Source organism: Klebsiella variicola (assembly GCF_000828055.2).
Classification (GTDB): domain Bacteria; phylum Pseudomonadota; class Gammaproteobacteria; order Enterobacterales; family Enterobacteriaceae; genus Klebsiella; species Klebsiella variicola.
In genome coordinates this window covers 1,125,440-1,145,017 of the sequence record NZ_CP010523.2, presented here as the reverse complement: position 1 = coordinate 1,145,017, position 19,578 = coordinate 1,125,440, and the positions used below count along the sequence as shown (strand labels likewise).

17 protein-coding genes and 5 tRNA genes are annotated in these 19,578 nt (G+C 58.2%); 2 read left to right on the top strand and 20 right to left on the bottom strand.

Annotated elements, in window-relative coordinates:
* Positions 1-4: 4 nt before the first annotated feature.
* Positions 5-1,543: a multidrug efflux MFS transporter permease subunit EmrB gene (gene emrB / locus SP68_RS05475; protein WP_008806145.1), complete on the top strand. Its 1,539-nt coding sequence runs from the start codon at positions 5-7 to the stop codon at positions 1,541-1,543.
* A gap of 136 nt (positions 1,544-1,679) precedes the next feature.
* Positions 1,680-3,356 (top strand): 2-isopropylmalate synthase, encoded by a 1,677-nt coding sequence (gene leuA / locus SP68_RS05470; protein ID WP_040968815.1) that lies wholly within the window; start codon positions 1,680-1,682, stop codon positions 3,354-3,356.
* Here leuA and SP68_RS05465 read toward each other — a convergent pair.
* The 20 genes from SP68_RS05465 to mltB form a co-directional block, all read right to left on the bottom strand.
* The gene (locus SP68_RS05465) at positions 3,335-4,102 is read right to left on the bottom strand and encodes an AraC family transcriptional regulator (protein WP_008806147.1); all 768 of its coding nucleotides are present in this window, start codon (positions 4,100-4,102) and stop codon (positions 3,335-3,337) included. The genes leuA and SP68_RS05465 overlap by 22 nt on opposite strands.
* 52 nt (positions 4,103-4,154) lie before the next feature.
* The gene (gene luxS / locus SP68_RS05460; protein WP_002914351.1) at positions 4,155-4,670 is read right to left on the bottom strand and encodes an S-ribosylhomocysteine lyase; all 516 of its coding nucleotides are present in this window, start codon (positions 4,668-4,670) and stop codon (positions 4,155-4,157) included.
* 163 nt (positions 4,671-4,833) lie between these two features.
* On the bottom strand, positions 4,834-6,390 hold the full coding sequence (gshA, locus tag SP68_RS05455) for a glutamate--cysteine ligase (RefSeq protein ID WP_038421683.1): 1,557 nt from the start codon (positions 6,388-6,390) through the stop codon (positions 4,834-4,836).
* Positions 6,391-6,456: 66 nt separating this feature from the next.
* Positions 6,457-6,885, bottom strand: a complete 429-nt coding sequence (locus tag SP68_RS05450; protein WP_008806149.1) for a YqaA family protein — start codon at positions 6,883-6,885, stop codon at positions 6,457-6,459.
* The gene (gene yqaB, locus SP68_RS05445; protein WP_004174701.1) at positions 6,882-7,448 is read right to left on the bottom strand and encodes a fructose-1-phosphate/6-phosphogluconate phosphatase; all 567 of its coding nucleotides are present in this window, start codon (positions 7,446-7,448) and stop codon (positions 6,882-6,884) included. Before yqaB ends, SP68_RS05450 begins: the two co-directional genes overlap by 4 nt.
* Before the next feature lie 134 nt (positions 7,449-7,582).
* Complete coding sequence (locus tag SP68_RS05440) at positions 7,583-7,897, bottom strand: BON domain-containing protein (RefSeq protein ID WP_008806150.1); 315 nt, start codon at positions 7,895-7,897, stop codon at positions 7,583-7,585.
* A 287-nt stretch (positions 7,898-8,184) separates the two neighbouring features.
* Positions 8,185-8,261, bottom strand: a tRNA-Arg gene (locus tag SP68_RS05435).
* Positions 8,262-8,357: 96 nt separating this feature from the next.
* Positions 8,358-8,434: transfer RNA gene (locus SP68_RS05430), tRNA-Arg, on the bottom strand.
* Positions 8,435-8,490: 56 nt separating this feature from the next.
* Positions 8,491-8,567: transfer RNA gene (locus tag SP68_RS05425), tRNA-Arg, on the bottom strand.
* A 150-nt stretch (positions 8,568-8,717) separates the two neighbouring features.
* Positions 8,718-8,794: transfer RNA gene (locus SP68_RS05420), tRNA-Arg, on the bottom strand.
* 4 nt (positions 8,795-8,798) lie between these two features.
* A tRNA-Ser gene (locus SP68_RS05415) sits at positions 8,799-8,891 on the bottom strand.
* Positions 8,892-9,213: 322 nt separating this feature from the next.
* Entirely contained in the window at positions 9,214-9,399 is a 186-nt protein-coding gene (gene csrA / locus SP68_RS05410) for a carbon storage regulator CsrA (protein WP_000906486.1), read from the bottom strand.
* Positions 9,400-9,763: 364 nt separating this feature from the next.
* Complete coding sequence (alaS, locus tag SP68_RS05405; RefSeq protein WP_008806151.1) at positions 9,764-12,391, bottom strand: alanine--tRNA ligase; 2,628 nt, start codon at positions 12,389-12,391, stop codon at positions 9,764-9,766.
* 251 nt (positions 12,392-12,642) lie between these two features.
* Positions 12,643-13,143 (bottom strand): recombination regulator RecX, encoded by a 501-nt coding sequence (gene recX, locus SP68_RS05400; RefSeq protein WP_008806152.1) that lies wholly within the window; start codon positions 13,141-13,143, stop codon positions 12,643-12,645.
* Between the two features lie 70 nt (positions 13,144-13,213).
* Positions 13,214-14,272 carry a recombinase RecA gene (recA, locus tag SP68_RS05395; protein WP_004205686.1) on the bottom strand — a complete coding sequence of 353 codons (1,059 nt, stop codon included), beginning with the start codon at positions 14,270-14,272 and terminating at the stop codon, positions 13,214-13,216.
* 90 nt (positions 14,273-14,362) lie between these two features.
* Positions 14,363-14,860, bottom strand: a complete 498-nt coding sequence (gene pncC, locus SP68_RS05390; protein WP_008806153.1) for a nicotinamide-nucleotide amidase — start codon at positions 14,858-14,860, stop codon at positions 14,363-14,365.
* 138 nt (positions 14,861-14,998) lie between these two features.
* Positions 14,999-15,877 (bottom strand): metal ABC transporter substrate-binding protein, encoded by an 879-nt coding sequence (locus tag SP68_RS05385; RefSeq protein ID WP_016161684.1) that lies wholly within the window; start codon positions 15,875-15,877, stop codon positions 14,999-15,001.
* 7 nt (positions 15,878-15,884) lie between these two features.
* Positions 15,885-16,748 (bottom strand): metal ABC transporter permease, encoded by an 864-nt coding sequence (locus tag SP68_RS05380; protein WP_008806155.1) that lies wholly within the window; start codon positions 16,746-16,748, stop codon positions 15,885-15,887.
* Positions 16,745-17,455, bottom strand: coding sequence for a metal ABC transporter ATP-binding protein (locus SP68_RS05375; RefSeq protein ID WP_012540787.1), 711 nt, complete (start codon positions 17,453-17,455; stop codon positions 16,745-16,747). The genes SP68_RS05380 and SP68_RS05375 overlap by 4 nt, the downstream gene beginning before the upstream one ends.
* Positions 17,456-18,245: 790 nt before the next feature.
* Positions 18,246-19,325, bottom strand: a complete 1,080-nt coding sequence (gene mltB, locus SP68_RS05370) for a lytic murein transglycosylase B (protein WP_012540785.1) — start codon at positions 19,323-19,325, stop codon at positions 18,246-18,248.
* Between the last annotated feature and the right edge of the window lie 253 nt (positions 19,326-19,578).

The window sequence follows — 19,578 nt, the reverse complement described above, 5'->3', positions numbered from 1 at the left end:
CGTAATGCAACAGCAAAAACCGCTCGAAGGCGCGCAACTGGTCATTATGACCATTGCGCTGTCGCTGGCGACGTTCATGCAGGTGCTGGACTCCACGATCGCCAACGTGGCGATCCCAACCATTGCCGGTAACCTTGGCTCGTCGCTGAGCCAGGGGACGTGGGTCATCACCTCGTTCGGGGTGGCCAACGCCATCTCCATCCCCATTACCGGCTGGCTGGCGAAGCGCGTCGGCGAGGTGAAGCTTTTCGTCTGGTCGACGGTGGCATTCGCTATCGCCTCCTGGGCCTGTGGGGTGTCGAACAGCCTGACGATGCTGATTTTCTTCCGCGTCATTCAGGGGATCGTCGCCGGTCCGCTGATCCCGCTGTCGCAGAGCCTGTTACTCAGCAACTACCCACCGGCGAAGCGTTCTATTGCGCTGGCGCTGTGGTCAATGACCGTGATCGTCGCGCCGATCTGTGGCCCGATTCTCGGCGGCTATATCAGCGATAACTACCACTGGGGCTGGATCTTCTTCATCAACGTGCCGATTGGTATCGCAGTGGTGATCATGACGCTGCAAACCCTGCGCGGGCGCGAAACCCGTACCGAACAGCGACGTATCGACGGCGTCGGGCTGGCGTTGCTGATTATCGGTATCGGTAGCCTGCAGGTGATGCTCGACCGCGGTAAAGAGCTCGACTGGTTCGCTTCCAACGAGATTATCATCCTGACCATCGTGGCGGTGGTGGCGATAAGCTTCCTGATTGTCTGGGAGCTGACTGACGATAACCCGATAGTCGACCTGTCGCTGTTTAAGTCGCGCAACTTCACCATCGGCTGTTTGTGTATCAGCCTGGCCTATATGCTCTACTTCGGCGCTATCGTACTGCTGCCGCAGCTGTTGCAGGAGGTCTACGGCTACACCGCTACCTGGGCCGGTTTGGCGTCGGCGCCGGTGGGGGTGATCCCGGTCATTCTGTCGCCGATTATTGGCCGCTTTGCCCATAAGCTCGATATGCGTCGGCTGGTCACCTTCAGCTTTATTATGTATGCCGTCTGCTTCTACTGGCGCGCGTGGACCTTTGAACCGGGTATGGACTTTGGTGCATCGGCGTGGCCGCAGTTTATCCAGGGCTTCGCGGTGGCTTGTTTCTTCATGCCATTGACCACCATCACCCTCTCCGGCCTGCCGCCGGAGCGGCTGGCGGCGGCGTCGAGCTTGTCAAACTTTACCCGAACTCTGGCCGGCTCCATCGGGACCTCGATCACCACCACCATGTGGACCAACCGTGAGGCGCTGCACCATGCGCAGCTCACCGAGTCGGTGACGCCGTTCAACCCCAACGCCCAGCAGATGTACGATCAGCTGCAGGGCATGGGAATGACCCAGCAGCAGGCTTCCGGCTGGATAGCGCAGCAGATAACCAACCAGGGGTTGATTATCTCCGCCAACGAAATCTTCTGGGTTTCGGCGGGGATCTTTATTCTTCTGCTCAGCCTGGTGTGGTTCGCCAGGCCGCCATTCAGTGCCGGCGGCGGCGGCGGGGGCGCACACTAAGCATCAGACTAAGGGACCTGCGGGTCCCTTTTTTATGGCGTCAGATTGTCCAATTCTCGCTAGTTTCTGTCTCGTTTGCGAAAGCTCGCCACCCGGTGCTCGGGCAGGATAAAGGCTGACCATTAAGGAGAACACTATGCTGAGCCATCCTGCTGAAAAGTACCGTCCCTATCCGCCGATTGCCCTGCCCGACCGCCGCTGGCCCGACCGGCAAATCAGCCACGCCCCGCGCTGGCTGTCGACCGACCTGCGCGACGGCAACCAGGCGCTGGCGGAGCCCATGGACAGCGCCCGCAAACTGCAGTTCTGGGATCTGCTGCTGGAGTGCGGTTTTAAAGAGATTGAGGTCGCCTTCCCTTCCGCTTCGCAAACCGATTTCAACTTCGTCCGCCAGCTGATCGACGAGCAGCGCATCCCGGAAGATGTCACCATCCAGGTGCTGACCCAGGCGCGGGATCCGCTGATCCTGCGCACCTTTGAGGCACTGCGCGGCGCCCGCCAGGCCACCGTCCACCTCTACAATGCCACCGCGCCGCTGTTTCGCGAGCTGGTCTTCGGGATGGATAAAACCGAAGTGATCGCCCTGGCGACCCGCGCCACCCGACTTATCCGCCAGCAGTGCGAACAACAGCCGGAGACCCGCTGGCAATACGAATACTCACCAGAGACCTTCTGCTTTACCGAACCCGAGTTTGCCCTTGAGATTTGCGAGGCGGTGGCGGACGTCTGGCAGCCCTGCGCCGAACGGCCGATGATCGTCAATCTGCCGGCGACGGTGGAAGTGAACACCCCCAACGTCTATGCCGATCAGATCGAGTATTTTTGCCGCCACTTCTCCCGCCGCGGCGAGGTCTGCATCAGCGTGCACCCGCACAACGACCGCGGGACCGGTGTCGCCAGCGCCGAGCTGGCGGTGATGGCCGGCGCCGATCGGGTGGAAGGCTGCCTGTTTGGCAATGGCGAACGCACCGGCAACGTCTGCCTGGTGACGCTGGCCATGAATCTCTACAGCCAGGGCATCGACCCTGAGCTTCGCTTCGAGCAGATGAACCGGGTGGTGGAGGTGGTGGAAAACTGCAACCAGATCCCCGTTCACCCACGCCACCCGTGGGCGGGAAGTCTGGCTTATACCGCCTTCTCCGGCTCCCATCAGGATGCCATCAAAAAAGGGTTTGATGCCCGTCAGCCAGGCGATCCGTGGCAGATGCCCTACCTGCCCATTGATCCACAGGATATTGGCTGTAGCTATGAGGCGGTGATCCGCGTCAACAGCCAGTCGGGAAAAAGCGGCAGCGCCTGGCTTATCGAACAAAACCATGGTCTCAAGCTGCCCCGCGGGCTGCAGCAGGACTTCAGTCAGCATGTACAGCAGGTAACCGATAGCGACGGCAAAGAGATGACCCACCACGCGCTGTGGCAGCTGTTCCGCACGCGCTACGGCCTGCTGGCGCAGCCTGCGCTGACGCTGCTTGATTATCAGAGCGCCAGCCAACAGGATGGCCAGCTTTCGCTGCAGGCGACGCTGCGACACCACGGCGAAACCCGACGCCTGCAGGGCCAGGGCAACGGCCTGCTGTCGGCCGCCGCCAGCGGCCTCAGCGCGCTGCTCAGACAGCCGTTTATGATCAAGGACTACCATGAGCATACCCTTGGCGCGCGCAGCGACAGTCGGTCGGTCGCCTATATCCGCTGCGTTTTTCCACAAGGTGAAAGCTACTGGGGAGTGGGTATTGATAATGACGTGGCGCGCGCTTCGCTGCAGGCATTGTGCAATGCGATCAGCGTCGCCGATCAGGTCGAAGGGCGAAAATAGTCGCTGGGGGCGACGCCCATCACCCGACGAAACATGGCGCTGAAGGCGCTGTGGCTGCCGTAGCCCAGCTCCAGCGCCACCCGCAGCACGGAGTGACCCTGCGCCAGGCGAATCAGCGCTTCCATTAGCTTCGCCCGGCGCACCCACTCGCTCCACGTCAGGCTAGTCTGCTGCTGAAAATGGCGGTTAAGGGTTCGCTCACTCATGCTGCACACCTTTGCCGCCTGGCCGCTGCTCCAGGCTTCGCCCGGCGCCTCGCGTACCTGCTGGCACAGCCGACGCAGCGTGTCACTTTGCGGTTCCGGCAGGCCAAACGGCAGGATCGCCATCCCGCGGATCTCATCGAGGATCAGCTCATAAATCCGTTCGTCACGGCTGGCGGGGGCATAGCACTCGGCCAGTCCCAGGGATGAGACGATCAGTTCCCGCAGCAGCGGCGTGATCTGTACGATCTGGCAACCCGCCGGGAGATCGGCGCGCGCCAGCGGATCGATAAACAGGGTGCGCGCCGCCACGTTGCCGGTCATACGCAGCGCGTGCGGCGTTCCCGCCGGCAGCCAGACGCCGCGCCCGGGAGGCACCACCCAGTAACCTGCCGGTGTCGCGACCCGCACCACGCCGCTTAAAATATGCAGCAGCTGGGCGCAGTCATGCTGATGCCAGTCTTCCTGGTCACCGTGGGCATAATCATGGGCAAAAGGCACCAGCGGGCGGTGCTGAAAGGAGAAAGTCGTGGTGGTCGTCATGGCGGCGTCAGGAGAGCGGCCCGGCGACAGGCGTCGGGCCGTGGCGGAAGCACTAGATGTGCAGTTCCTGCAGTTTTTCTTTCGGCAGCGCCAGTTCGTCGTTGCTGTTGATGCGTACATCGCGCTCAATGATATGACGAGCGATGTCCTGGGCCTCTTCCAGCGAGTGCATGGTATAGGTTCCGCACTGGTAGACGTTGAGCTCCGGGATCTGGTTCTGATCTTTCACCTTCAGCACATCGGCCATCGCCGCTTTCCAGGCGTCAGCGACGCGCTGCTCGTCCGGTGTACCAATCAGGCTCATATAGAACCCGGTGCGGCAGCCCATTGGCGAAATGTCGATAATTTCCACGCCATTCCCGTTCAGGTGATCGCGCATAAAGCCCGCGAACAGGTGCTCCAGGGTGTGGATACCGCGTTCCGGCATCACTTCCTGGTTCGGCACGCAGAAGCGCAGATCGAAAACGGTGATTTCATCGCCATGCGGCGTGTTCATTTTCTTCGCGACACGCACCGCTGGGGCTTCCATTCGGGTATGGTCGACTGTGAAACTATCTAACAACGGCATTCGTCACCTCCGGGAGTGATTTTTTTTAAAATAAAATGAACTCTTTGTTCAGCCGCGAGTCTCAGTATATGAAAGACGCGCATTTATTATCATCATCATCCCTGAATCAGAGATGAAAGTTTGGCCACATTGATGTGGCCTTTTTCTTTTGTATCGTCAGCGGCTACGCGTGTCGTGCCAGCAGCGCTTCGAACGGCTCACTGTCTTCCGCTTCCACTTTCTTCTGCCGCGCCACCGATGCCTCGCGCTCGGCGATGAAATCGGCTTCGCTCAGGATCTCCAGCGGCTCTTCCCGCAGCTGCGTCCGATAGCGATCCGCCAATTCACGGCCAGTGCCGCCAATCCCTTCTTCAATCATAGAACGCAGAATGCGGGCTGAGAAGGTTAATTCCGGATCGTCAAAGCAGGCCAGCAGCTCGTCGCAGACCTGCTGATATGCCTGGCCACCATGGATACTGTCAAGGGTCTGCGCCACGCGGCGTAAATCGCGGAACAGATCTTTGCCCACCTGAGCCAGCGGGAACTGCGCGCTTTCGCAGCCAATCCCCAGCGTTAAGCCCGGCTTACGCCCTTCCAGAATCACCCGATTCCAGTTGGTGCGAGTGCACAGCAGCTCATCGCTGCTCATCTCCGGCGCGTCGGCCAGCGCGCACCAGACCATAAACAGATCGAGGAAACGCACCTGCTGGGCGTCAACGCCGATCGGCGAGAACGGGTTGATATCCAGCGAACGCACTTCAATGTACTCAATGCCGCCGCGCAGCAGCGCATCGGACGGGGTTTCGCCCCGACGGGTCACGCGTTTCGGACGGATCGGCGCATAGAGTTCGTTTTCAATCTGCAGGATATTGCTGTTGATCTGCAGATACTTGCCGTCTTTCTGCAGCCCGATTTTAGCGTACTCTTCCGACGGCGTTTTAATCGCCCGCTTCAATCCTGCCACATACTCATGCAGATCGTTAAACGTAATTCCGAGATTGCTTTGCGACTTATTGGTATAACCGAGGTCGCTGAGGCGCAGCGAGGTGGCGTACGGCAGGTAGTACATACCGTTACCCGCTTCCTCAAAAGGCAGCGTCGTCGGTTTCCCTTGCAGGAACGAGGAGCAAATCGCCGGCGAGGCGCCGAACAGATAAGGGATCACCCAGCCAAAACGATAGTAGTTACGAATCGAGCGGAAATAGCCCGCCGAGATAGCTTCTTTACCGCTTTCGACGTCTTCCACGCCACACTTCGCCTGCCAGAACGCCATCGGCAGCGAGAAATTATAGTGCACGCCGGAGATAGTCTGCATCAGCGCGCCATAGCGGTTCTTCAGCCCCTCGCGATACAGCGTTTTCAGACGCCCCACGTTTGAGGTGCCGTACTGCGCCAGCTCAATATCCTGACCGGGAGCGATATAGCATGGCATACTCAGCGGCCACATTCGCTCGTCGCCCAGCTGACGCGCGGTATAGCGATGGACATCGCGCATAAAGGTCAGCATATGCTCAATATCGCCATCCACCGGCGTAATGAACTCGAGTAAAGCTTCGGCAAAATCGGTGGTAATCCATTTATGCGTCAGCGCTGAGCCTAACGCCAGAGGGTGACCGGTCGTTGCAAGGGTGCCGTCTGCGTTCACGCGCAGCGTTTCCCGCTCCAGACCACGTTGAATACCCTGCAGAGCCTGCGGATGTTTTTCCAGCCAGGCCAGCGCCTGTGATACGTCCGGGATCAATTTGACCTCCCGCCTGTCGAAATCGTTTGAATAAGCATAATTGTAATGGATGAACTATCAGTCCAATTAGTGCCACCACGTCATACCCTGAAGCGTCGCTGCTGCAATAACGATATAGCGCAGCGCCTTACCAAGGCATAAGAAAAAGAGTACCGGTCCCCAGGAAATGCGCATCCATCCCGCCAGCAAACACAGTAAATCGCCGACAACCGGCGCCCAGCTCAGTAAGAGCGTGACCGCGCCGTAGCGCTTAAGCCAGCCAGCCGCCCGCTCCTGCCAGCGCGAGGTTTTGCGCAGCGGAAACAAGCGCCCCAGAATAACGTTAGTTACCCCTCCAAGGCTATTGCCGATTGTTGCTATTAATACTAACCACCATGGATGACTGACCCCTGCAAGTAGCATAGCCACCAGCACAACCTCCGAATTACCGGGAAGCAGCGTGGCGCTTAAAAAGCTACTGGCAAACAGCGAGGTGAGTGACAGCGCGTCACTCACAGCAAACGCACGTCAACAGCGTCCATGCCTGCACGCTTCGCCGCCTGCAGACCAAAGTCGGCATCTTCGAAGACCACGCATTTTTCCGGCGCGACGCCCATGCGCTCGGCGCACAGCAGGAAGGTATCGGGCGCGGGTTTATGGTTGACCACATGATCGGCCGCCACCACCGCAGAGAAGTAATGACGCAGGCCCAGGTGCGCCAGCAGCGCCTCGGCGACGGCGCTTTCGCTGCCGGTACCCACCGACATCGGGCGACGACCATGCCACGCCTTGACCACCTCAATTAGCGGCAACGGGCGTACGCTGTCCAGCAGCATCGCCTTAACCGCCTGGGTTTTTTCCTGCGCCAGGCGATGTGGATCGAGATCCGCCTGGTTGAGTTCAATAATCGCCTGGGCAATCCGCCAGGTTGGTGAGCCATTGAGCGCGACCATCGCCTGTTCGTCGAAACGCATACCGTAGCGGCCCAACACCTCGTTCCATGCCTGCCGATGGGTCGGCTCGGTATCGAGAATGGTGCCATCCATATCAAAGATCAGTCCTGCGTAACCTTCGTACATTGTCTTCTCACCAACCGGTTAATGAATAGTTACTCTATCGCAAAAGCCCGTCGTTGTCGCGGCCAGCGGCTCAAACGACAAAGGCGCCCTCAGGCGCCCTCAGGCGCCTTCAGGCATAAACCGGGTAGTGGGTCTTATTTAATACGCAGATCGTTCTCGACCATACGCACGCCCTGCACCCGACGGGTGACTTCCACCGCACGTTTAGCGCTTTCCGCAGAGGAGACAAACCCGCTCAACTGCACGCGGCCTTTAAAGGTCTGGACGCTGATTTCTGAGGACTTGATATCTTTATCGTTAAAGAGCGCCGTTTTCACCTTAGTGGTCACCACGGTATCGTCAATGTAACCGCCGGTGCTTTCTTTGGTGGACGAACCGGCACAGCCAGTAAGGGCCGTCGCCACCAGCAGCGTCGCGCAAAAAGCAGGTATTGCTTTGAACCATTTCATGGATTTCTCTCCTTGCATTTAACTCAGCCTGATAACGCTGATATACAAGGATAAATTATAGTGGAAAGCGCGGCTTGCCAATAAAAAAGTCAGTATGAAACCGGTGATGGAAAACGAGGTTATAGGGATGGTGAGGAGAGAGTAAAGAGTGAAGATGGTGCATCCGGGAGGATGACTCGGCTAAGCCTCGCCCTTCGGGCCGTTGCTTACGCAACGTTATCCTTCCTGGTGCTGACGATAATTTCGCAGACCATGCAACAACATCGTCGCTGCTACTAAGGAGAATATGGTGCATCCGGGAGGATTCGAACCTCCGACCGCTCGGTTCGTAGCCGAGTACTCTATCCAGCTGAGCTACGGATGCATCGGGAAAGCTATTTTACTGCGGGGTTACTCTCCTGGCACTTACGATGGTTTCGCAAACCAGATAACAACAATGTTGCTGTTACTAAGGAGAATATGGTGCATCCGGGAGGATTCGAACCTCCGACCGCTCGGTTCGTAGCCGAGTACTCTATCCAGCTGAGCTACGGATGCATCGGAATAACTAGTTTACTACAGAATTCATCTGAATAATCAGAATCGGGCAAGAATGGTGCATCCGGGAGGATTCGAACCTCCGACCGCTCGGTTCGTAGCCGAGTACTCTATCCAGCTGAGCTACGGATGCATCGGGAAACTTGCTTTACTACGCGTCAGTGTCACAACTAACACCTGCCACACTGAGTATGATGGCCTAATCGGTAGAGTGACTCGATTATGCCTCGCACTGCGGGCCGCTGCTTTCACAGCGTTCTTCTCTCTTAATTCAGAAAGAAGATGGTGCATCCGGGAGGATTCGAACCTCCGACCGCTCGGTTCGTAGCCGAGTACTCTATCCAGCTGAGCTACGGATGCAAAATGGCGGTGAGGCGGGGATTCGAACCCCGGATGCAGCTTTTGACCGCATACTCCCTTAGCAGGGGAGCGCCTTCAGCCTCTCGGCCACCTCACCACACACGCCTCTTTCGAGTGCTTCGAAGAACTTGTTTCTGCTCTTCGTCGCTGCGATGGCGCACATATTACTTTCTGGTACTTATAAGTCAAACACTTTTTCGAGACCTTTTTTCGTTTGCACACTTCGCACGCAATTCGCGTGCAAAAACGGCAAAAAGGGCAATTTATCAACAGGAAATCAGACCTGACGCAGGCATAACGCCAAACAGCCAAAGCGGCAAAGGGTGATGAAAACCGGTATTGCGCAGGGGAAAAAGTGAAAAAGGCAAAAATAACGGCGGGAAGGGATGCGCCTCACTGAACAGCGAGGCGCGGAAACCTTAGTAACTGGACTGCTGGGATTTTTCAGCCTGAATACGCTGGTAGATCTCTTCACGGTGAACAGATACTTCTTTAGGGGCGTTTACGCCAATACGAACCTGGTTACCCTTCACCCCTAAAACTGTCACAGTGACCTCATCTCCAATCATGAGGGTCTCACCAACTCGACGAGTCAGAATCAGCATTCTTTGCTCCTTGAAAGATTAAAAGAGTCGGGTCTCTCGTATCCCGGCATTATCCATCATATAACGCCAAAAAGTAAGCGATGACAAATACCTTGCGGTATAAGGCAGTCATGGCATCACATTCTGTTAAACCTAAGTTTAGCCGATATACACAATTTCAACCCGACTTTATCGTTATCAGTACTTATGACGCAAGGTGCCGTTTCCCCGAGGTTACGGCACCTATACCCGCCATACTTCAAGTTGCCTGTGTGTTGGCTTCCCTCACTCACCCCAGTCACTTACTTGAGTAAGTTCCTGGGGATTCGCTGCGTCGCCGCCTTCCTGCCACTCGAATTATTTAGGGTATAGGCGTTTATAGTTATTACAGTTTTGCGCTGACCCAGCCTTTCACACTGGCTAACGCTGCAGGGAGAGCAGACGCATCGGTACCACCGGCCTGCGCCATATCCGGACGACCGCCCCCTTTACCGCCCACCTGCTGAGCGACCATACCAACCAGCTCCCCTGCCTTCACGCGATCTGTCACATCCTTAGACACACCGGCAATCAGGGAAACTTTACCGTCTGCGACCGTAGCCAACACCACAACCGTCGAACCCAGTTGGTTCTTCAGATCGTCAACCATGGTACGCAGCATCTTCGGCTCCACGCCGGCCAGCTCGCTGACCAGCAGCTTAACGCCGTTAATCTCTTCCGCTTTGCTGGAGAGGTTTGCGCTCTCCTGCGCCGCAGCCTGCTCTTTCAGCTGCTGCAGCTCTTTTTCCAGCTGACGGGTACGCTCCAGCGCGGCGCGAACTTTCTCGCCGAGATTGTGGCTGTCGCCCTTCAGCAGCTGTGCGATATCGCTGAGCTGATCGCTCTGCGCATGCAGCATGGCTATCGCGCCCTCACCGGTCACCGCTTCGATACGGCGCACGCCAGCGGCGGTACCGGACTCAGACGTGATGCGGAACAGGCCGATATCACCGGTACGCGCCGCGTGAGTCCCGCCGCACAGTTCAGTGGAGAAATCGCCCATCTGCAGCACGCGGACACGGTCATCGTATTTCTCGCCGAACAGCGCCATGGCGCCGGATGCGCGCGCAGCATCGATATCCATAATGTTGGTTTCGATAGCCAGGTTACGACGGATCTGCGCATTGACCAGATCTTCGACTGCACGGATCTCTTCCGGCTTCATCGCTTCGAAATGCGAGAAGTCAAAGCGCAGCGCTTTATCGTTAACCAGCGAGCCTTTCTGCGCCACATGGGTGCCGAGCACCTGGCGCAGCGCCGCATGCATCAGATGCGTCGCGGAGTGGTTCAGACGGATACGCTGACGGCGAGCCTCGTCCACATCGGCCTGCACCGCGTCGCCCACTTTCAGGGAACCGCTGGCGACTTTACCGATATGACCAATGGCCTGACCGTACTTCTGCGTGTCGCTGACGGCGAAGGAGAAGCCTGCGCCTTTCAGTTCGCCTTTATCGCCCACCTGGCCACCGGATTCCGCATAGAACGGGGTCTGGTCGAGGATCACTACCGCTTCCTGGCCCGCGCTGACACTATCCACCGCTTTACCGTCGATAAACAGCGCAGTCACTTTGCCGTTCAGCTCCAGATGATCGTAGCCTTTAAATTCAGAGACTCCGTCAACGCGGATCATCGCGTTATAGTCAGCGCCGAAACCGCTGGACTCGCGCGCACGGCGGCGCTGCTCTTCCATGGCGGCCTCAAAGCCAGCTTCGTCAACTTTAATGTTGCGTTCGCGGCACACGTCCGCCGTCAGGTCGACCGGGAAGCCGTAGGTGTCGTACAGACGGAAGGCCGTTTCGCCATCCAGCGTGTCGCCTTTCAGCTTCGACAGCTCTTCATCCAGCAGCGCCAGTCCGCGCTCCAGAGTACGGGCGAACTGCTCTTCTTCAGTTTTCAGTACCTGCTCAACCTGAGCCTGCTGCTGTTTCAGTTCTTCACCGGCGGAACCCATCACGGCGATCAGCGGGGCAACCAGTTTCCAGAAGAAGGTGTCCTTCGCGCCCAGCATGTTGCCGTGACGGATCGCACGGCGAATGATGCGACGCAGCACGTAGCCGCGGTTTTCATTCGACGGGATCACGCCGTCAGCAATCAGGAATGCACAGGAGCGAATGTGGTCGGCAATCACACGCAGCGACTTGTTCGTCAGGTCGGTCGCGCCGGTGACTTTCGCCACGCTGGCGATCAGATCGCGGAACAGGTCGATATCATAGTTGGAGTTAACGTGCTGCAGCACGGCGGCAATACGCTCCAGCCCCATACCGGTGTCGACGGACGGCTTCGGCAGCGGCTCCATGGTACCGTCAGCCTGACGGTTGAACTGCATGAAGACGATGTTCCAGATCTCGATGTAACGGTCGCCGTCTTCTTCCGGGCTTCCCGGAGGGCCGCCCCAGATGTGATCGCCGTGGTCAAAGAAGATTTCGGTGCACGGGCCGCACGGACCCGTGTCGCCCATCTGCCAGAAGTTGTCAGAAGCAAACGGCGCGCCTTTGTTGTCGCCGATGCGGATGATACGCTCGCGCGGAACGCCTACTTCGTTAGCCCAGATGTCGAACGCTTCGTCATCGGTCTCGTAGACGGTGACCCACAGCTTCTCTTTCGGCAGGGCGAACCAGTTTTCACCGGTCAGCAGTTCCCATGCGTATTTGATGGCATCCTGCTTGAAATAATCGCCAAAGCTGAAGTTGCCCAGCATTTCAAAGAAGGTGTGGTGACGCGCGGTGTAACCGACGTTTTCCAGATCGTTGTGTTTACCACCCGCACGCACGCAACGCTGCGCGGTGGTCGCGCGCGAGTAATTACGTTTATCGAGGCCAAGGAAGACATCCTTGAACTGGTTCATCCCGGCGTTGGTAAACAGCAGGGTTGGATCGTTGTGCGGTACCAGGGAGCTGCTGGCAACTACCTGATGTCCCTTACTATGGAAAAAGTCGAGAAACGCCTGACGGATCTCAGCGGTGCTCTTGCTCATAATTATCCTGAAATCAAGCTACACGTCATCCTTCAAGTCGCCTCTGTCCTGGCTGCGCTTGCTCTCCCGGCACCGAACTGACGTGCGTTCCAGAAGATGTTCTCTCTTGCCGCCCTGATGCAGCTTGAATGATTTTGTGTATAAGGAATAATCGCCCTGGACGCTGTCTGTACTGTCACAACCAGCGGCCCGACGGAATAAAGTGGGAATAAGATAAGTTTTCTTTACGGCGAAGTAAAATCCCCGATGGGTCAATCTGCAAAATTTCGCCAGATTTCCTGGATATCTTCCATCAGGTAGCCGCGGTAAAGCAGGAATCGCTGAACTTTCACTTTTTCAGTAAAGGCGGAAGGTAACGGTTCGCCGTATTTACGCTGCGCCTGCTCCCTGGCAAGGCTCACCCAGTCGATATCACATTCGCGCATCGCCTGTTCAACGTCCTGGCGGGCAATCCCTTTCTGGCTGAGCTCCTGACGAATGCGCGCCGGGCCATAGCCTTTGCGGCTCCGGCTGGCGATGAACTGGCCGACAAAACGGTGATCGTCGAGATAGCGGTTTTCGATACACCAGGCAACCACCTGCTCCAGCTCTTCGGGGGTGACGTCCAGCGCCTCGGGGCCATTTTTGCTCATTACTGGTGCAGCCAGTTTGCGCCGCAGCTCCTGTTCGCTGTGGTCGCGCATGGCCAGAATGCGGATAGCGCGGTCCAGCAGGCGGGCGTAGCCGGAGCGGCGTGATGAAGGTTCAGTCACAGGCACCTCAATAATCTAAAAAATGCAAAAGGGCCGCATAAGCAGCCCTTTATCACTCTGTTAGACGATATCAGAAATCTTGTTCCGTTTCTTCTGCGTCGTTGCCGTCAACGGCGAAGTCCGGCGTAGAGTCCTGGTTGTTGAGCAGCAGTTCGCGAACTTTCTTCTCAATTTCTTTCGCCGCCGCCGGGTTCTCTTTCAGCCAGGTGATCGCGTTCGCTTTACCCTGACCAATTTTGTCGCCGTTGTAGCTGTACCAGGCGCCCGCTTTCTCAATCAGCTTCTCTTTCACGCCCAGGTCAACCAGCTCGCCGAAGAAGTTGATGCCTTCGCCGTAGAGGATCTGGAATTCAGCCTGTTTGAACGGCGCGGCGATCTTGTTCTTCACCACTTTGACGCGGGTTTCGCTGCCGACGACGTTGTCGCCCTCTTTCACCGCGCCGATGCGACGGATGTCCAGACGCACGGAGGCGTAGAACTTCAGCGCGTTACCGCCGGTGGTGGTTTCCGGGTTACCGAACATTACGCCGATTTTCATACGGATCTGGTTGATGAAGATCAGCAGCGTGTTGGACTGCTTCAGGTTACCCGCCAGCTTACGCATCGCCTGGCTCATCATACGCGCCGCGAGACCCATGTGAGAATCGCCGATTTCGCCTTCGATTTCCGCTTTCGGCGTCAGCGCCGCGACGGAGTCGACGACGATAACGTCAACCGCGCCAGAGCGTGCCAGCGCGTCACAGATTTCCAGCGCCTGTTCACCGGTATCAGGCTGAGAACACAGCAGGTTGTCGATATCCACGCCCAGTTTGCGCGCATAGACCGGGTCCAGCGCGTGTTCGGCATCGATGAACGCACAGGTTTTACCTTCACGCTGCGCTGCGGCGATAACCTGCAGCGTCAGGGTGGTTTTACCGGAAGATTCCGGCCCGTAGATCTCGACGATACGGCCCATTGGCAGACCGCCGGCGCCGAGCGCAATATCCAGAGAAAGCGAGCCGGTGGAGATGGTTTCTACGTCCATAGAACGGTCTTCACCCAGGCGCATGATGGAGCCTTTACCGAATTGCTTTTCGATCTGGCCCAGTGCAGCCGCCAACGCTTTCTGTTTGTTTTCGTCGATCGCCATTGTTACTCCTAATCATGCAGGGTGAAGCGTGTTCGCTTCGCCGTTAATATTTGTTCAGTTGAGGCAATTATACTGTATGGTCATACAGTATCAAGTGTTTTGTAGAAATTGTTGCCAGAGCAGATTGAGCGCATAGGCCGTCGCCTGACGACGCACCGCTTCGCGGTCTCCGGCAAAGCATTCGCGCCGCGTCACGCCTTGCCCGCTCACGCTGGCGACACCAAACCACACCGTGCCGACCGGCTTTTCGTCGCTGCCGCCATCCGGCCCGGCGACGCCGCTAACGGAGATGGCATAGTCCGCGCGCGCCGCGCGCAGTGCGCCGATCGCCATCTCGACCACCACCGGTTCGCTCACTGCGCCGTTCTCCCGCAGCGTCGCTTCGCTGACGCCGATCATTTGCGATTTGGCTTCGTTGCTGTAGGTCACAAAACCGCGTTCAAACCACGCTGAGCTGCCGGCAATATCGGTGATCGCTTTCGCTATCCAGCCGCCGGTGCAGGATTCCGCCGTGGTCACCGTCGCACCGCGCGCCTTCAGCGCCCGGCCCACCTTCTCGCTTAGCTGCATTAATTCTGAATCGGTCATTATCGCCCCGCTTTGGTCTGGATAAAGAGGCCATCAAAGATAGCACTTTCCACAGAGATATGGGGACGAGGTGTGGAATTTACGAGGGGACATCCAAAATGAATCATCCCGGCGACGCCGGGATGATAAATCGCACGATTACTTCATGCTGGCGGCGATCAGCGCCACGTTATGACGCATCATTTTCACATAGCTATCCGCGACGCCACCCGGTGCGGAGAGCGCCTCCGGATAGAGTTCGCCCCCCGGCTGGGCGCCTGTCGCGCTGGCGATTTGCTTCACCAGCCGCGGGTCAAGCTGGTTCTCCATAAACCAGGTATGGACGCCATCGGCTTTGATTTGCTTAATCAGCGCCGCCACCTGCGCCGCGCTGGCCTCGCTCTCTGAAGAGAGCCCCTGTGGCGCGAGGAATGTCACATTGTAAGCGCGGCCAAAATAGCCGAAGGCGTCATGGCTGGTCAGGACCTTGCGCTTTGCCAGCGGAATGGCGCTGAACTGCGCTTTCGCCCAGCCGTCGATATTCGTCAACTGCTCGATATAGCGCTTGCCGCTGCTGGTCAACGCCGCTTTATCTTCCGGGTCGGCTTTCACCAGACCATCGAGGATATTCTGCGCATACAACGCACCGTTCGCCGCGCTGTTCCAGGCGTGGGGATCGGTCACCGTTTTGCCATCCTCATCAAGGGTATGGGTCTTGACGCCTTTCGAGGCCACCACCAGCTCGCCCTTAAAACCAGAGGCCTTAATCAGACGATCCAGCCACCCTTCCAGCCCCAGGCCGTTGACCACCACCACGTCGGCCTTGCTGAGCAGCGCACTATCTTTCGGCGAGGGCTCGAAGGTGTGTGGATCGCCGTCCGGGCCGACCAGCGTATCGACATGGACATGCTCGCCGCCGACCTGCTGCACCATATCACCCAGCACCGAAAAACTGCTTACCACGTTCAGCGTTTTTGCCATCGCCCCCTGCGCCATCAGCCCCAAAGCCAGCGCCACAACCATTGCACTACGTTTCATCATTTCCTTACCCCATCAATTTGCGCCAGCCGATCAGCAGCCGGCTATGCGTGCCAAAAAACAGCGAAATAAAAAACAGCGCGCTGGCGGTCAGCACGATGGCGGGCCCGGCGGGAAGACTGGCCGCCCAGGAGAGACTTAATCCCAGCCAGGCGCAGAGTGCGCCGGAGAGCGCCGCCAGCAGCAGAATGCCCGGCAGCGTTCGCGCCCAGCAGCGCGCGGCAACCGCCGGAAGCATCATCACCCCTACCGCCATCAGCGTGCCGAGCACCTGAAACCCCGCCACCAGATTAAGCACCAGCAGCGCCAGAAACAGTCCATGCAGCAGCGCGGGAAGGCGGGGGTGGTTCACCTGCAGCCAGGCGCTGTCGAACGCCTCGCTGACCAGACCGCGGTAGCACAGCGCAATGCACAGCAGCGTCAGGCTGGCGACGCCGCTGACAAATAGCGCCGCGTCACGATCGACCGCCAGAATAGAGCCAAATAACAGATGCAGGAGGTCGACGCTGGAGCCGCGCAGCGACACCAGGGTGACGCCCAGAGCCAGCGATCCCAGATAAAATCCGGCAAAGCTGGCGTCCTCTTTTAACGGTGTCCGCCGGCTCACCCACCCGGCCACCAGCGCCACCACGATGCCGGCGATGAAGCCGCCCAGGGTCATGGCCAGCAGCGACATGCCGCTCAGCAGATACCCCACCGCCACCCCGGGGAGAATGGCGTGCGACAGCGCATCGCCCATCAGGCTCATACGCCGCAGCAGCAGGAAGACGCCCAGCATGGTGGTGCTCAGCGACAGCGCCAGACACACCACCAGCGCCCGGCGCATAAAACCAAATTCAATAAAAGGCTGAAAGAAGGTGTGCCAGATCATGCCGACCTCGCATGACTGAAAGCCGGAAGTACCGCCCGGGTGACGCCCCAGCAGGCGCGTTGGGAAGTCAGCAGCAGCGTCTCGGGGAAAAAGTCGGCCACCCGCTGGTTATCATGCAGCACCGCCAGGATGGTCTGCCCCTGCTGATGCATCTCGAGGATCAATTCCATCAGTTCCCGGCAGGTCGCTTCGTCGATGCCGGTGAAGGGCTCGTCGAGCATCACCAGCGGCGCCTGCTGCACCATCACCCGGGCAAACAACATGCGCTGAAACTGGCCGCCGGAGAGCGCCTCAATCGGCGATTTCGCCAGACCCGCCAGCCCGACCCGCTCCAGCACCGCGCTGATACGTCGCCGGGTATCGCCGCCCAGACCGCGTAGCAGCGACACGCCGGGCCATGCGCCCTGACTCACCACATCCTGCACGTTGAGAGGAAACTGCGACTCGAGGGCATGGCGCTGCGCCAGCCAGCCAATCACCGGCCGTTTCCCCTGCCAGCGCAGGCGGCCACTGACCGGTGGTAGAAACCCGGCGAGCGTTTTCAGCAGCGTTGATTTTCCGCAGCCATTGAGGCCAACGATTGCTGTCAGGCTGCCGGGGCATATCATCCCGCTCAACGGTGGGGTGATCGCCACCCCGTCATAGCCAGCGACCAGTTGCTCCAGCTCAATCATGGCAGCGCCACCGCCCACCAGGTCGCTAACCATAGCGCCACCAGCAGCACGCCTGCGATGGTCGCGCGCGTCGCGCCGGAGGCCATAAAAACTGATGTGAACATATTTCACCTCTTTTAATGTTATAACATAACAATACAGAAGCGAAAAAAGAATGTAAATCAGTGTCAGTGGGCAGAAATGTAACAAAGGTCAACAAGAGGCATGCGGGCGGGAAAAAACGAGAGGTTAAGCGCGGCCTCCCCGGCGTCATCCCCCGGTCGCGCTGCGCTTACCGGGGCTAGCAACCGGATACCGCATCGTAGCCCGGATAAAGCGCTGCGTGCCGCTATCCGGGGAGGCGCGGAATCTGTCAGTAACGTAGCCGCAGTGTTACCGATGGGCGACAAGCTGTCATTGAACTCTCCCCCGGTCGCGCTGCGCTTACCGGGGCTACCAACCGGATACCAGACCGTAGCCCGGATAAGGCGCTGCGCGCCGCTATCCGGGGAGGCGCGGAATCTGTCAGTAACGTAGCCGCAGTGTTACCGATGGGCGACAAGCTGTCATTGAACTCTCCCCCGGTCGCGCTGCGCTTACCGGGGCTACCAACCGGATACCAGACCGTAGCCCGGATAAGGCGCTGCGCGCCGCTATCCGGGGAGGCGCGGAATCTGTCAGTAACGTAGCCGCAGTGTTGCCGATGGGCGACAAGCTGTCATTGAACTCTCCCCCGGTCGCGCTGCGCTTACCGGGGCTACCAACCGGATACCAGACCGTAGCCCGGATAAGGCGCTACGCGCCGCTATCCGGGGAGGCGCGGAATCTGTCAGCCGGATGAAAATCAGTACCCGCCGCGGGCCTGCGAAACCGCCAGGCCCAGTTGCCAGACGGCCATCGCGTAGTGGGTGCTGTGGTTATAGCGGGTGATGGTGTAGAAGTTCGGCAGCCCGTACCAGTACTCATAGCCGGTGCCGACATCCAGCCGCAGCAGACTGGCCTGCTGATGGTTACCCAGCGGCTGGGTTGGGGTTAGCCCCGCCGCCGCAAGCTGCGACACGCTGTATTTGGTTTTGAAACCATTCTCCAGCCCCGGCGCCTGGCCCAGCGCCTGCACCGCCACCAGATCGCCGCTCACCCAGCCATGCTGTTTGAAGTAGTTGGCCACGCTGCCGATGGCATCCACCGGGTCCCACAGGTTGATATGGCCGTCACCGTTAAAATCGACCGCATACTGCTTATAGGAGGACGGCATAAACTGGCCGTAACCCATCGCCCCGGCGAAAGAGCCTTTCAGATCCAGCGGGTCGTCGCTTTCGCTGCGCGCCATTAACAGGAAGGTTTCCAGCTCCGACGAGAAGTATTCGGCGCGGCGTGGGTAGCTAAACGACAAGGTCGCCAGCGCATCAAGGATACGGGTTTTGCCCATCACCCGGCCCCAGCGAGTCTCCACGCCGATAATGCCGACGATGATTTCCGGCGGCACGCCATAAACCTGATAAGCGCGGTTCAGCGCATCCTGATACTGGTTCCAGAACACCACGCCGTTCTGCACATTATCCGGGGTAATAAACTGTTTCTTGTAGCGCAGCCAGGCGCCGGTCGGCCCGGTCGGCGGCAGGCCAGTCGGCGCCTGACGATCCATCAGCCGCAGGACGTAATCCAGGCGCTTAGCCTGCGACAGGATCTCCTGCAACTGCTGTCTGTCGAAGCCGTGCTTCGCCACCATCTTATCGATGAACTGCGCCGCCGCCGGATTGTTGGCGAAGTCGCCGCCCATCTGCATCACGTTATGCTGCGGTTCCAGCAAAAAGCCGCCGGTTCCACTCGCCATCTCCGTTTCCGCGGGGGTCTTGGGTTTGCTGCTGCAGGCAGCGAGGAGCACACAAAGGGGAAGTAAAGCCAGATAGCGACGCTTCAACATGGGAATTCCGTTTAACAAATTCAGCAAGGGATAATTATGGTAAAGCATGCGACGACCAACAAGAAAGCGACAATCCGTTTGTAGACAAAATAGTCCTTCATCGCCCCTTCCCTACATACTGCCATGCGCCTCATCGTTTCATCCTCTTGCCTTCAAACTTTCAAAATAAAATATTTATCTTTCATTTTGCGATCTATTTAACACTTTAAAACCTTTCAAAATGATTAAAATCAGCCTGCAGTTAGCAAGAAAA

What these genes read in the sequence shown, in the direction of transcription:
- csrA (WP_000906486.1), bottom strand. Translation starts at nt 9,399, where the DNA reads ATGCTGATTCTGACTCGTCGAGTTGGTGAGACCCTCATGATTGGAGAT.
- luxS (WP_002914351.1), bottom strand. Translation starts at nt 4,670, where the DNA reads ATGCCGTTGTTAGATAGTTTCACAGTCGACCATACCCGAATGGAAGCC.
- SP68_RS05385 (WP_016161684.1), bottom strand. Translation starts at nt 15,877, where the DNA reads ATGAAACGTAGTGCAATGGTTGTGGCGCTGGCTTTGGGGCTGATGGCG.
- alaS (WP_008806151.1), bottom strand. Translation starts at nt 12,391, where the DNA reads ATGAGCAAGAGCACCGCTGAGATCCGTCAGGCGTTTCTCGACTTTTTC.
- SP68_RS05375 (WP_012540787.1), bottom strand. Translation starts at nt 17,455, where the DNA reads ATGGTTAGCGACCTGGTGGGCGGTGGCGCTGCCATGATTGAGCTGGAG.
- mltB (WP_012540785.1), bottom strand. Translation starts at nt 19,325, where the DNA reads ATGTTGAAGCGTCGCTATCTGGCTTTACTTCCCCTTTGTGTGCTCCTC.
- SP68_RS05380 (WP_008806155.1), bottom strand. Translation starts at nt 16,748, where the DNA reads ATGATCTGGCACACCTTCTTTCAGCCTTTTATTGAATTTGGTTTTATG.
- recA (WP_004205686.1), bottom strand. Translation starts at nt 14,272, where the DNA reads ATGGCGATCGACGAAAACAAACAGAAAGCGTTGGCGGCTGCACTGGGC.
- SP68_RS05440 (WP_008806150.1), bottom strand. Translation starts at nt 7,897, where the DNA reads ATGAAATGGTTCAAAGCAATACCTGCTTTTTGCGCGACGCTGCTGGTG.
- emrB (WP_008806145.1), top strand. Translation starts at nt 5, where the DNA reads ATGCAACAGCAAAAACCGCTCGAAGGCGCGCAACTGGTCATTATGACC.
- yqaB (WP_004174701.1), bottom strand. Translation starts at nt 7,448, where the DNA reads ATGTACGAAGGTTACGCAGGACTGATCTTTGATATGGATGGCACCATT.
- leuA (WP_040968815.1), top strand. Translation starts at nt 1,680, where the DNA reads ATGCTGAGCCATCCTGCTGAAAAGTACCGTCCCTATCCGCCGATTGCC.
- pncC (WP_008806153.1), bottom strand. Translation starts at nt 14,860, where the DNA reads ATGACCGATTCAGAATTAATGCAGCTAAGCGAGAAGGTGGGCCGGGCG.
- SP68_RS05465 (WP_008806147.1), bottom strand. Translation starts at nt 4,102, where the DNA reads ATGACGACCACCACGACTTTCTCCTTTCAGCACCGCCCGCTGGTGCCT.